The 11,731-nt window shown below is 64.5% G+C and carries 12 protein-coding genes, 1 tRNA gene and 1 pseudogene; 12 read left to right on the forward strand and 2 right to left on the reverse strand.

Going from position 1 to position 11,731, the window contains the following annotated elements; genetic code table 11:
• From ACTHNR_RS14480 to ACTHNR_RS14510, 7 genes and pseudogenes are all read left to right on the forward strand, one after another.
• A pseudogene (locus ACTHNR_RS14480) lies at positions 1 to 82 on the forward strand (LPS export ABC transporter ATP-binding protein); the annotation flags it as partial.
• Between the two features lie 136 nt (positions 83 to 218).
• A complete protein-coding gene (locus tag ACTHNR_RS14485; protein ID WP_440548352.1) occupies positions 219 to 1,724 on the forward strand; it encodes an RNA polymerase factor sigma-54 in 1,506 nt (501 codons plus the stop codon).
• Between the two features lie 171 nt (positions 1,725 to 1,895).
• A complete protein-coding gene (hpf, locus tag ACTHNR_RS14490; protein ID WP_440548353.1) occupies positions 1,896 to 2,255 on the forward strand; it encodes a ribosome hibernation-promoting factor, HPF/YfiA family in 360 nt (119 codons plus the stop codon).
• Positions 2,256 to 2,524: 269 nt separating this feature from the next.
• A complete protein-coding gene (locus ACTHNR_RS14495) occupies positions 2,525 to 2,980 on the forward strand; it encodes a PTS sugar transporter subunit IIA (RefSeq protein ID WP_440548354.1) in 456 nt (151 codons plus the stop codon).
• 136 nt (positions 2,981 to 3,116) lie between these two features.
• A complete protein-coding gene (gene hprK, locus ACTHNR_RS14500; RefSeq protein ID WP_102609100.1) occupies positions 3,117 to 4,085 on the forward strand; it encodes an HPr(Ser) kinase/phosphatase in 969 nt (322 codons plus the stop codon).
• Positions 4,086 to 4,206: 121 nt separating this feature from the next.
• Positions 4,207 to 5,106, forward strand: coding sequence for an RNase adapter RapZ (rapZ, locus tag ACTHNR_RS14505; protein ID WP_440548362.1), 900 nt, complete (start codon positions 4,207 to 4,209; stop codon positions 5,104 to 5,106).
• Between the two features lie 37 nt (positions 5,107 to 5,143).
• Positions 5,144 to 5,779 carry an LON peptidase substrate-binding domain-containing protein gene (locus ACTHNR_RS14510; protein WP_440548355.1) on the forward strand — a complete coding sequence of 212 codons (636 nt, stop codon included), beginning with the start codon at positions 5,144 to 5,146 and terminating at the stop codon, positions 5,777 to 5,779.
• Between the two features lie 39 nt (positions 5,780 to 5,818).
• On the opposite strand, the gene mutY is transcribed toward ACTHNR_RS14510, so the two are convergent.
• Together mutY and mutM are read right to left on the reverse strand one after the other, a co-directional pair.
• Positions 5,819 to 6,949: an A/G-specific adenine glycosylase gene (mutY, locus tag ACTHNR_RS14515; RefSeq protein ID WP_440548356.1), complete on the reverse strand. Its 1,131-nt coding sequence runs from the start codon at positions 6,947 to 6,949 to the stop codon at positions 5,819 to 5,821.
• Positions 6,950 to 6,962: 13 nt separating this feature from the next.
• Positions 6,963 to 7,790: a bifunctional DNA-formamidopyrimidine glycosylase/DNA-(apurinic or apyrimidinic site) lyase gene (mutM, locus tag ACTHNR_RS14520; RefSeq protein ID WP_440548357.1), complete on the reverse strand. Its 828-nt coding sequence runs from the start codon at positions 7,788 to 7,790 to the stop codon at positions 6,963 to 6,965.
• A gap of 98 nt (positions 7,791 to 7,888) precedes the next feature.
• Here mutM and ACTHNR_RS14525 point away from each other — a divergent pair, with 98 nt between their 5' ends.
• From ACTHNR_RS14525 to prs, 5 genes are all read left to right on the forward strand, one after another.
• Positions 7,889 to 9,727 (forward strand): tetratricopeptide repeat protein, encoded by a 1,839-nt coding sequence (locus ACTHNR_RS14525; protein ID WP_440548358.1) that lies wholly within the window; start codon positions 7,889 to 7,891, stop codon positions 9,725 to 9,727.
• Positions 9,727 to 10,350, forward strand: coding sequence for a lipoprotein insertase outer membrane protein LolB (gene lolB / locus ACTHNR_RS14530; protein ID WP_440548359.1), 624 nt, complete (start codon positions 9,727 to 9,729; stop codon positions 10,348 to 10,350). The genes ACTHNR_RS14525 and lolB overlap by 1 nt, the downstream gene beginning before the upstream one ends.
• A gap of 32 nt (positions 10,351 to 10,382) precedes the next feature.
• Positions 10,383 to 11,264 (forward strand): 4-(cytidine 5'-diphospho)-2-C-methyl-D-erythritol kinase, encoded by an 882-nt coding sequence (gene ispE / locus ACTHNR_RS14535; protein WP_440548360.1) that lies wholly within the window; start codon positions 10,383 to 10,385, stop codon positions 11,262 to 11,264.
• A gap of 53 nt (positions 11,265 to 11,317) precedes the next feature.
• Positions 11,318 to 11,394 (forward strand) — tRNA-Gln (locus ACTHNR_RS14540).
• Positions 11,395 to 11,435: 41 nt separating this feature from the next.
• Positions 11,436 to 11,731 (forward strand): ribose-phosphate diphosphokinase (gene prs / locus ACTHNR_RS14545; RefSeq protein ID WP_440548361.1); only part of this gene is annotated, 296 nt, incomplete at its 3' end.

Genomic DNA, 11,731 nt, shown 5'->3' on the forward strand with positions numbered 1-11,731 from the left:
GCTCGCGGCGGGCGCCCCGCGCGAGATCATCGAAAACGAGAGCGTGCGCCGGGTCTATCTCGGCGAGCACTTCCGGATGTAAGGTCCGGATCACGTTTACCCCCATTGTTATGCGGACGGCGTAGGCCGCGGCGGCGCGCCCCCGCGCGGTCGCGTGTCGTCGGCGCCCCAAGGTTACCGGCGCGAGGCAAAGTCTCTAAAATGAAAGACACCATGCCATGAAAGCCAGCCTCCAACTCCGCCTATCGCAGCATCTTGCGCTCACCCCTCAACTGCAGCAGTCGATCCGATTGCTGCAGTTGTCGACGCTCGAACTGCAGCAGGAAGTCGCGATGGCCGTCGCGCAGAACCCGCTGCTCGAATCGGAAGACGAATGGATCGCGAGCCCGTTGCGCGTCGCGGCCGACGGCACGGTGATCGCCCAGGCGCCGACATCGTCCGCGCCCGAACCGATGAGCGGAGCCAGCACGCCGGAAAGCACCGAGCGCAGCGATGGAAACGACGGCGCGGGCGGCGATGACTACGGCGCGCTCGGAAGCAACGACGGCGGCGATTCGTCGCAGTGGAATCTGGACGATTACGGCCGCTCGCCGACCGCCTCCGACGACGACGACCTACCGCCGCTGCAGATCCACGAGGCGACGACCACGCTGCGCGACCACCTCATGGCGCAGCTGCGCGTCACGCAAGCGAGCCAGCGCGACCGCGCGCTCATCACGTTTCTGATCGAATCGCTCGACGACGACGGCTATCTGACGTCTTCGCTCGACGAGGTCTTGGCCGATTTGCCCGAAGAACTCGAAGTCGACCTCGACGAACTGGGCGCGGCGCTTGCGCTGCTCCAGAGCTTCGATCCGGCCGGCGTGGGCGCGCGCTCGGCGTCGGAATGCTTGCGGCTGCAGCTGCTGCGCCTGCCCGATTCCCCCACGCGCAAGCTCGCGCTCGAGATTTCGGCCAACCATCTCGAATTGCTTGCCGCGCGAGATTTCACGCGGCTGCGCAAGCAGCTGAAAGCGACCGACGACGAGCTGCGCGACGCGCACGCGCTGATCCGTTCGCTGGAGCCCTTTCCGGGCGCGGCATACGGCAAGGCGGAAGCCGATTACGTCGTGCCGGACATCATGGTGAGGAAAGTCGCGGGGGGCTGGCAGGCCGAGCTCAATCCGGAGGTGATGCCGCGCCTTCGCATCAATCATCTCTACGCGAACATCTTGCGCAATAACCGGGGCGATCCGGGCAGCGGCTCGCTGCGCCAGCAACTGCAGGAAGCGCGCTGGCTGATCAAGAACATCCAGCAGCGTTTCGAAACGATCTTGCGCGTGGCTCAGGCCATCGTCGAGCGCCAGAAGAACTTTTTCGTGCATGGCGAAATCGCGATGCGCCCCTTGGTTTTGCGGGAAATAGCTGATACGCTGGGCCTACACGAATCGACTGTATCGCGTGTGACAACCGGCAAGTACATGCTCACCCCATTCGGGACGCTTGAATTTAAGTACTTCTTTGGTTCGCACGTGTCGACCGATACGGGGGGCGCGGCCTCATCCACGGCCATTCGCGCGCTCATCAAGCAACTGATAGGAGCCGAAGACTCGAAAACTCCCCTTTCGGACAGCCGCATAGCCGAACTGCTGGCGGAGCAAGGTTTCGTGGTCGCACGCCGGACGGTTGCCAAGTACCGCGAAGCACTCAAGATCCCGGCAGTTAACTTGCGCAAGTCTCTTTAGGCTTTCCGCGTTTTGCGGAGAGCGTTTACCGGCCCCAACGCCATCAGCGGCATCGGCCGGCCGATACGACCCGCCGCTCGTCAGTCACGCGGGGTGATGACTCGAGCGGGCCGCTCCCGACCGGCGCTGCCGCACCGATGGTGCCAGGCAGCCATTTGTTTGGAGAGCACTATGAATCTGAAGATCAGTGGACACCATCTCGAAGTTACGCCGGCGTTGCGAGAATACGTGGTCACCAAGCTCGACAAGGTGCTAAGACATTTCGATCAGGTGATCGATGGCAATGTGGTCCTCTCGGTCGACAACCATAAGGAAAAGGATAAGCGGCAAAAGGTTGAAATCAGCCTTCACTTAAAGGGCAAGGATATCTTCATCGAAAGCGCGAACGGCGATCTGTACGCCGCGATCGATCTGATGGTCGATCGGCTCGACCGCCAAGTCGTCCGCCACAAAGGGCGCATCCAAGAACATCAGCACGAGGCGATCAAACATCACGACGTGCCGCCGATCGGCGAGCAAGCACAGCAGTAGACGACGGTCGACGCCGAGGCCGTCTCACCCCGCGTAAGAGGCCGCCCCGTTTCGGGCGGCTTTTTTATGGGCGCGCCCCTCCGAGCCTTGGTTGCTTGGCGCGGCGCACCATCCGGTCGAGCCCTGTTCTATAATGTGCCGGTTATTAAGGGGCAGCCGGCCGGACCGCAGCCCGACAGCGCCGGTAAGAAATGCCGCGCGCACGGCCGAAAATCGACAACCAGCCAGTTGCCGCGAGGAGCGCCCAGGCGACGCGTTAGCCTGCCAACATGAATCGTTTAGCCAAATTTCTTCCGCTCGAAAACGTCGTTATCGGCCTTTCCGTTACCAGCAAGAAGCGCGTGTTCGAGCAAGCGGGCCTGATTTTCGAAAACCAGAACGGAATCGCCCGAAGCGCAGTCACCGACAATCTCTTTGCACGCGAACGGCTCGGCTCCACGGCGCTCGGGGAAGGCGTCGCGATCCCTCACGGGCGCATCAAGGGCCTGAAGCAGCCGCTCGCCGCGTTCGTTCGCCTGGACCAGCCGATCCCGTTCGAATCGCCCGACGGACAGCCCGTTTCGCTGCTGATCTTTTTGCTCGTTCCCGAACAGGCCACCCAGCAGCATTTGGAAATCCTCTCGGAAATCGCCCAGTTGCTGTCCGATCGCGAAGCGCGCGAACGCCTGCACACAGAACCGAATCGCGAAGAGTTGCATCGCCTGCTCACCCAATGGCACCCTTGAGCTTGCCGTAGCGCTCGAGCCGTCAGGCTCCAGCGTGCCGGCCCGGTGCGCTTGCCGCGCCGTTCATCGGCCTTGGCGGGCAGGTCGGCGCACGTCGTCGCCGCGCGCGTCGCGGTCAATCAGGAGCAAGGGATTCATGGATACCTCCAGCATCAACGCCCAAAGCATTTTCGACGACAACGCGGCCATGCTCAAACTGAGCTGGTTGACGGGGCATGAGGGCTGGGAGCGCGGCTTCTCGGCCGAAACGGTCGCCAATGCAACGTCGAGCGCGGACCTCGTCGGCCACTTGAACTTGATCCACCCGAACCGGATTCAGGTGCTCGGGGAGGCCGAGGTCAACTATTACCAGCGCCAAACCGATGAGGACCGCTCGCGCCACATGGCCGAGCTGATCGCCCTGGAGCCCCCGTTTCTCGTCGTCGCCGGCGGCGTCGCCGCCCCGCCCGAACTCGTCTTGCGCTGCACGCGCTCGTCCACGCCGCTTTTTACGACGCCGATGTCGCCCGCCGCCGTCATCGACAGCCTGCGTCTGTACATGTCGCGCATCCTCGCGCCGCGGGCGACGCTGCATGGCGTGTTCCTCGATATCCTCGGCATGGGCGTCCTGCTCACGGGCGACTCCGGTCTCGGCAAGAGCGAACTCGGCCTCGAACTCATCAGCCGCGGCCATGGGCTCGTCGCTGACGATGCGGTCGATTTCGTGCGGCTAGGCCCGGATTTCGTCGAAGGACGCTGCCCTCCGCTGCTGCAGAACCTGCTCGAAGTGCGTGGCCTGGGCTTGCTCGACATCAAGACGATCTTCGGGGAAACGGCGGTGCGCCGCAAAATGAAGCTCAAGCTGATCGTTCAGCTCGTGCGCCGGCCCGACGGCGAATTCCAGCGTCTGCCGCTCGAGAGCCAGACGGTCGACGTGCTCGGGCTGCCGATCAGCAAAGTCACGATTCAGGTTGCGGCCGGCCGCAACCTGGCCGTGCTCGTCGAGGCCGCCGTGCGCAATACCATCTTGCAGCTGCGCGGGATCGACACGTTGCGCGATTTCATGGATCGGCAGCGCATTGCGATGCAAGATCCCGATAGCCAGCTGCCCGGCAAGCTCATGTAAGCAGTCCTAAGCAGCGCGCTCGGGAGGGCGCGCCCGCTCGAGCGCATCGGCAATTCGTCTTTCGACGGCACGACCGAGCCCGGACGCAAGTGCTATGATGAAACGAACTGGTTCTTCCCCCATGCGCATCGTTCTGATCACCGGCATTTCCGGCTCCGGCAAATCCGTCGCGTTGAACGCACTCGCCGACGCAGGCTACTACTGCGTCGACAACCTGCCGCCGCGCTTTCTGCCCGCGCTCACCCAGTACCTCGCGAGCGAGGACCAGGGGCACGAGCGGCTGGCCGTGGCGATCGACGCGCGCTCGAGCGCCTCGCTCGACGAAATGCCGGGCATCATCCGCGATTTGGCGAGCGCGCACGACGTGCGCGTGCTGTTTTTGAATGCAAGCACCCAGTCGCTGATCCAACGTTTTTCGGAAACGCGCAGGCGCCACCCGCTCTCGGGCACGCCCGCTCACGACGCCGACGTCGGCCTGCTCGCCTCGCTCGAGGAAGCGATCGAGCGCGAGCGCGAGCTCGTGGCGCCCCTCGCTGAATTCGGCCATCAGATCGATACGAGCAATCTGCGCGCGAATGTATTGCGCGCATGGGTTACGCGCTTCATCGAGGAGCAGCGCGAAGGTTTGATGTTGATGTTCGAGTCGTTCGGGTTCAAGCGCGGTCTGCCGCTCGACGCCGATTTCGTCTTCGATGTGCGCGCCCTGCCCAATCCGTATTACGATCATCGCCTGCGCCCGCTCACCGGGCGCGATCAGCCTGTCATCGATTACCTCGACGCGTTGCCGATCGTGCATGAAATGATCGACGACATCCACGCCTTCGTCATGAAATGGCTGCCGCGTTTTCGCGATGACAACCGCAGCTATTTGACCGTCGCGATCGGATGCACGGGCGGACAGCATCGCTCGGTGTTCATCGCCGAAACGCTCGCCGCGCGGCTCTCGCGCCAAGCGACCGTCATCGTTCGACATCGCGATGCGCCGGTCGCCGTCGGCGAATCGTCACGTTTGGTGGCTTAACCCGCCGCGGCCTACGCGGCAATTCGAAGCGTGCGCCATGACCTCTACGCCTGCCGTCTACGCTGATCTGCCGCTCTTTCCCCTAAACACGGTCCTGTTTCCGGACGGGCTGTTGCCGTTGAAGATTTTCGAGGCTCGGTACCTCGACATGGCGCGCGCCTGCCTGCGCGATAGCTCGCCTTTCGGCGTCTGCCTGCTCAAGAGCGGCGGCGAAGTCGCTCAGGAAAACGTGCCCTGCGTGCCCGAGGCGGTGGGCACGCTTGCGACGATCGAGCAATGCGATGTCGACGATTTCGGCATGCTGCTCGTGCGCGCGCGCGGGACGCGGCGGTTCCGTCTGCTGTCGCATCGCAAGGAGCCGAGCGGGCTGCTCGTCGGCATGGCCGAACCCCTGCCCGACGACATGCCGCTCGAAGGTGTCGAAGCGATCACGAAGTTCGGCGCCTGCGCCGAGGTGCTCGAGCGGATCATCGATACGATCCGCGAGCGCGATCCCGACAGCGTGCCGTTCGCGCAGCCGTTCCGCTTCGACGATCCAAGCTGGGTCGCCAATCGGCTGTCCGAAATCCTTCAGATTCCCCTGCGCGCCCGCCAAAAGCTCATGGAACTGGCCGATGCCAACGCGCGCATCGACGCGGTCCACCACTACATGCAGCAACATCAGTTGCTTTGACAGGGGCGCTCACGCGCACCGCCAGCGCGCCAACTATCCTCAGACCAGTGACCCGCTGAGCGCGTCGAGCAGTTTGCGCACGGGCGCCGGCACGCCATAGTCGTCGATTTGAGCCAGCGGCACCCAGGCCGTCGCGTCGTCGCGCGCTTCGATCCCGACTGAATTCAGCATGCCGCGCCGGCTCGATTCACGGCCTAGATCGGCGCAACGCGGCTCGATCTCGAGCTTGAAATGCGTGAACGTATGGGCAAGCGGGGCCAAACGCTCGAATCCTTCGGCGGCCCCGAACGCTTGGGCGCGCTCGGCCAGCGCCGCTTCGTCGGGCGCCTCGGGCAGGCTCCACAGGCCACCCCAAATGCCCGATGGCGGCCGCCGCTCGAGCAGCACCGAGGCGCCGTCGCGCAGCACGAGCATCCAGGTGCGGCGCGTCGGCACCGTCTTCTTCGGCCGCGCGGCCGGCAACTCGCGCTGGCGTCCCGTCGCATGGGCCACGCAATCGGTCGCGAACGGGCAGCGGGCGCAGTCAGGTTTACCGCGCACGCACAGCGTCGCCCCGAGATCCATGAGCCCTTGCGTGTAAGCGCTCACGTCGTCGCTCGACGCGTCCGACGCCGGCATCAAGCGCTCGGCCAGCGTCCACATTGCGTTCTCGACGCGCTTTTCGCCCGGAAAACCTTCGATGCCGAAGACGCGAGCCAGCACCCGCTTGACGTTCCCGTCCAAAATCGTCGCGCGCGCGCCGAATGCGAAGGAAGCGATCGCCGCCGCAGTCGAGCGGCCGATGCCGGGCAATTGCGCCAACGCCTCCGGCGAAGCCGGAAACACCCCCCCGTGCCGCTCGACCACCGCCTGCGCGCAACGGTGCAGGTTGCGGGCGCGCGAGTAATAGCCGAGGCCCGCCCACAACGCCATGACGTCGTCGATCGGCGCGCTCGCCAAGGCCGCGACATCGGGAAAGCGAGCGAGAAATTTCGCGTAATACGGAATGACCGTCGACACCTGCGTCTGCTGGAGCATGATCTCGGACAACCAGATCCAGTACGGATCGCGCGTGTTCTGCCACGGCAAATCGTGACGCCCATGACGGCGTTGCCACTCGATCAGGCGCGAAGCGAATGCCGCTTGCAGCGGCGAGGCGGTATCTTCCGCCGGGGTCGGGAATGCGGGCATGTGAGGCGGGCGGTCAGCGCTGGCAGTGCGCGCAGTAGTAAGTGGAGCGTTGCCCCTGGACGATTTGGCGAATAGGCGAGCCGCACACGCGGCACGGCTGCCCCGCACGATCATAGACGAAACAGTCGAGCTGGAAATACCCGCTCGACCCGTCGCTTCCCACGAAGTCTCGCAGCGTGCTGCCGCCGCGCTCGATCGCGGCGGCCAGCGTCGCGCGCACCGCGTCGGCCAGACGTTCGCAGCGCGCGAGCGATACGCGGCCAGCCGGCGTCGTCGGCCGAATGCCGGCACGAAACAGGCTCTCCGATGCATAGATGTTGCCCACGCCGACCACGATTTCGCCGGCGAGCAGCAACTGCTTGATGGACGCCGTGCGTCCCCGCGTACCGCGAAAAATGACTTCGCCGCTGAATTGCTCGCTGAACGGCTCCACGCCCAGGCTCGCGAGCAGGGGATGGGCGCGCACGTCGCCCGCGGTGCGCTCGTGCCACAGGACGGCGCCGAACCGGCGTGGATCGCGGTAGCGAAGCACGAATTCGTCGAAGATCCAGTCGATGTGATCGTGCTTGGCCGGCGGCGCCGCTTGTTCGTTCATCAGCACACGCAGCGTGCCGGTCATGCCGAGGTGGACGATGAACCAGCCGGCGTCGGTTTCGAACAGCAGGTATTTGCCGCGCCGCTCGACTTTTCGGACGGCCTGGCGCGCCAGCGCGACCGCGAGCTCGGGCGGCACGGGCCAGCGCAAGGCGTTCGTGCGCACGTCGACGCGCTCGACGCGGCGGCCGGTGACATACGGCTCGATGCCGCGGCGTGTGACTTCGACTTCTGGCAGCTCGGGCATGTCTAAATAGGTGGGGATAGGTGTGTAACTTGCATGGTCCAATCTGCGTGTATTGTAGCGAGCGCGTTACAATCGACCGAAACCTCGAACGGATCTCCATGATTTTGTCCATCAAGCAGCTCTTCAGGCGCCCGGTCGGCGCCCGCCCCGCATGGCGCCTCGCGCCGGCGGGCCGCATCGTCGCCGCTGTCCTGTGCGCCTGGACGTTCGTCGCGCTGCCCGCGCACGCGCAAGATCCGGCTCCGGCGGACGACAGCGCCGCGAGCCCATCGGATTTGTTCGGCCCGGCCCTGCCTGACGAGAAGAAGGATCTGCCCGACGTCGCGCTGTCGAGCCAGATCGTCTTCCAAGTCTTGGCCGCCGAAATCGCCTTGCAGCGCGACCAGCCGGCACCTGCCTACCAAACTTATCTCGCGCTGGCCCGCGATACGCACGATCCGCGCATGGCGCAGCGCGCGGCCGAAATCGCGCTGGCGGCGCAAAGCCCGTCCGATGCGCTGGCGGCGGCTCAACTGTGGCACGAATACGCGCCCGGTTCGGAGCGCGCCGTGCAGCTCGACGCCTCGCTGCTCGTATTGTCGGGCAAGCCCGACGACGCCAAGCCCTTGCTCGCGAGCGAGCTGGCCAAAGTGCCCGCCGAGAACCGCGGCAACGCCTTGCTCGCCCTGCAAACGCTCATCTCGCGCGGGCCCAACCGCGTAGGCGGATTGCAGGTTCTGCAGGATCTGCTGAAAAACGACATGGACCGGCCCGAGGCGCAGTTGGCGATCGGCCGCCAGCAATTGCTCGCCGACGATCGGCCCGGTGCGCGCGCCTCCTTCGAGCACGCGCTCAAGATCAAGCCCGATTTCCTGCCCGCCGCCCTTTCGCTGGGCCAGATGGGGCCCGACGAGCGCAAGGAAGGCATCGCGTCGTTCGAGTCGTACGTGAAGCAAAATCCGAAGGCGCGCGATGCGCGTCTCGCGCTGGCCCAGTTGTATTTGTCGAGCGACCGGCTCGACGACGCGCAAAAGCAGTTCGAGGCGCTGCGCTCGATGGATGCGCACGATCCGATGCCGCTGCTCGCGCTCGGCCTCATCAAGGTTCAGCAGAAGCAATACGACGCCGCACAGAAGTACCTCCTGCAGTACGCCGATTTGACCGAGAAAACGCCGGGCGCCGATCCGGGCCAGGCGTATCTGTATCTCGCACAGCTCGCGCTCGAGCAAAAGCACGACGACGACGCGGGCAAATGGCTCGACAAAGTCCCGCCGTCGAGTGCGCAATACGCGGCGGCGCGCGTGACGCGGGCGCAGTTGCTCGCCAAAGCCGGCAAAGTCGACGATGCGCGCAAGATCCTCGCCGATCTGCAGCCGGCCGACCCGCGCGAGCAAGCGCTGATCGCGCGTACGGATTCGGCCATCCTATTCGACGCGAAGCGCTATCGCGAAGCCGAAGCGCGCTTGCAGGAAGCGAACGATGCGTTCCCGAACGACCCCGAGATCCAGTACGACTACGCGATGGCGGCCGAGAAGAACGGCCATTACGACCTCATGGAAAGCGTGCTGCGCAAGCTGATCAAGGAGCAGCCCGACAACCCGCAGGCCTACAACGCACTCGGCTACTCGCTCGCCGATCGCAACCAGCGGCTGGACGAAGCGGACAAGCTGATCGAAAAGGCCTCGGCGCTCGCGCCGAACGACGCGTTCATCATGGATAGCCTGGGCTGGGTCAAGTATCGCAGGGGCAACACGGCCGACGCGACCAAGCTGCTCCAGCGCGCGTACGACATTCAGCCCAACGCCGAGATCGGTGCGCATCTGGGCGAAGTGCTCTGGAAGAGCGGCGAACAAACGCAGGCGCTCGACGCCTGGCGCCGCGCCCGCAAGCTCGAGCCCGACAACGACACTCTCGTCAAAACGCTCGAACGCTTTCAGGTCAACGCAAACAATCTCTGATGCAAGCCTTGTCTTCCGTTTTTAGGCACGCGCGCCGCGCTTCGCTGGGTGCGGCGGCCGCGCTCGCCGTCGCGCTCGCCGGCTGCGCCACGTCCCCGCACGGTCCCTCGACCTCGAACGCCACGCCGGAGCTGTCGACGCAGACGAGCCATGCCTACCATGGCCGCTTCGCGGTCCGCTACCTCGATCAGAACGGCAAATCGCGCAACGCCTACGGCAACTTCGACTGGCAGCAGCAAGGCGATACCGTCACGCTGCAGTTGCTCAATCCCCTGGGGCAAACGCTCGCGATCGTGACGTCCTCGCCCGCGTCGGCCTCGCTCGAACTGCCGAACCGCCAGCCCGTCACCGCCGATAACGTCACCGACCTCATGCAGCACACGCTCGGCTTCGCCCTGCCCGTCGAAGGGCTGCGCTATTGGCTCGCGTCGTCGCCGGCGCCCAGTTCGCGTGCGAAAACCGTCGTCGATCCGGACCAAAGCTCGAGGCTCAAGGAAATCGACCAAGAAGGCTGGACGATCCAGTACCTCGCCTACGCCGATGCCCCCGCGACGGGCGTCAAGCGACTCGATTTGACGCGCGAGAACCCGCCCCTCGACATCAAGCTCGTGCTCGACCGCTGATTGCGCGAGGCTCGCTTCAACCCGCTTTTCACATGATCGAAACGACCGATTCGCTGCGCGAGTGCGCGGCCCCCGCCAAACTCAATCTGTTCCTGCACATCACGGGCCGGCGGCCCGACGGCTATCACACGCTGCAGACGGCCTTCCAGCTGATCGATTGGGGCGATGTCCTGCATTTCACGCTGCGCGACGACGCGCTCGTGCGCCGCACGACCGACATACCGGGCGTGCCGCAGGAAACCGACCTGGTCGTGCGCGCGGCCGAGCTGCTCAAGCGCCATACGGGCACGACGCTCGGCGTGGACATCGAGATCGACAAGCATCTGCCGATGGGCGCCGGACTCGGCGGCGGCAGCTCCGATGCAGCCACGACGCTGCTTGCGCTGAACCGGCTCTGGAAGCTGAATCTGGCCCGCGACGTGCTGCAAACCTTGGCGTTGCAGCTCGGTGCCGACGTGCCGTTCTTCGTCTTCGGGAAAAATGCGTTCGCACAGGGTGTTGGAGAAGCGCTCGAGGCTGTACAATTGCCGCCGCGCAACTTTCTGGTGGTCACGCCGAGGGTGCATGTTCCGACCGCAGCGATTTTTTCCGATAAGTCGTTGACAAGAGATTCGGAAGCCGTCACAATTACGGACTTTCTTGCACAGCAAAGCTGCAGCGCAAGATGGCCTGAAAGCTACGGCCGGAATGACATGCAGCCTGTTGTCGTGGGAAAATACGCGGAAGTCGCGCAGGTGCTTGAGTGGTTTGAACCCATAGCACCGGCACGGATGACCGGATCGGGCTCGAGTGTGTTTGCCGCGTTCCGGAGCATCGCCGAAGCGGAAGCGGCGCAAGCCAAGCTGCCTGCAGATTGGGTCAGCGCCGTGGCATCGAGTTTGGATACCCATCCACTCTTCGCTTTCGCGTCATAGGTTTCGCATCGTCGGGGCTGTCCCGCAGGCCCGACGAAGCTCAGAGTCAGTGTAGGGGAGTCGCCAAGTTGGTCAAGGCACCGGATTTTGATTCCGGCATGCGAGGGTTCGAGTCCTTCCTCCCCTGCCAAACATTCCCGCAGTTCCCGCCTCTCCAGCAGCAGGTGCATGATGAGCAGCCATGACGGCCTGATGGTTTTTACTGGCAACGCGAATCCGGCGCTTGCGCAAGAAGTCGTCAGAATTCTCGGCATACCCCTCGGCAAAGCCATGGTCAGCCGTTTTTCGGACGGCGAGATCCAGGTCGAGATCCAGGAGAACGTGCGCGGCAAGGATGTCTTCGTGCTCCAGTCCACCTGTGCGCCCGCGAACGACAATCTGATGGAGCTGATGATCATGGTCGACGCGCTCAAGCGCGCCTCGGCCGGTCGCATCACCGCCGCCATCCCCTACTTCGGCTATGCCCG

Origin of the sequence: Trinickia sp. (assembly GCF_051954495.1) — a bacterium.
In the GTDB taxonomy this organism is placed as follows: Bacteria; Pseudomonadota; Gammaproteobacteria; order Burkholderiales; family Burkholderiaceae; genus Trinickia.

What these genes read in the sequence shown, in the direction of transcription:
- ACTHNR_RS14495 (WP_440548354.1), top strand. Translation starts at nt 2,525, where the DNA reads ATGAATCGTTTAGCCAAATTTCTTCCGCTCGAAAACGTCGTTATCGGC.
- hpf (WP_440548353.1), top strand. Translation starts at nt 1,896, where the DNA reads ATGAATCTGAAGATCAGTGGACACCATCTCGAAGTTACGCCGGCGTTG.
- ispE (WP_440548360.1), top strand. Translation starts at nt 10,383, where the DNA reads ATGATCGAAACGACCGATTCGCTGCGCGAGTGCGCGGCCCCCGCCAAA.
- hprK (WP_102609100.1), top strand. Translation starts at nt 3,117, where the DNA reads ATGGATACCTCCAGCATCAACGCCCAAAGCATTTTCGACGACAACGCG.
- mutY (WP_440548356.1), bottom strand. Translation starts at nt 6,949, where the DNA reads ATGCCCGCATTCCCGACCCCGGCGGAAGATACCGCCTCGCCGCTGCAA.
- ACTHNR_RS14485 (WP_440548352.1), top strand. Translation starts at nt 219, where the DNA reads ATGAAAGCCAGCCTCCAACTCCGCCTATCGCAGCATCTTGCGCTCACC.
- rapZ (WP_440548362.1), top strand. Translation starts at nt 4,207, where the DNA reads ATGCGCATCGTTCTGATCACCGGCATTTCCGGCTCCGGCAAATCCGTC.
- lolB (WP_440548359.1), top strand. Translation starts at nt 9,727, where the DNA reads ATGCAAGCCTTGTCTTCCGTTTTTAGGCACGCGCGCCGCGCTTCGCTG.
- ACTHNR_RS14510 (WP_440548355.1), top strand. Translation starts at nt 5,144, where the DNA reads ATGACCTCTACGCCTGCCGTCTACGCTGATCTGCCGCTCTTTCCCCTA.
- ACTHNR_RS14525 (WP_440548358.1), top strand. Translation starts at nt 7,889, where the DNA reads ATGATTTTGTCCATCAAGCAGCTCTTCAGGCGCCCGGTCGGCGCCCGC.
- mutM (WP_440548357.1), bottom strand. Translation starts at nt 7,790, where the DNA reads ATGCCCGAGCTGCCAGAAGTCGAAGTCACACGCCGCGGCATCGAGCCG.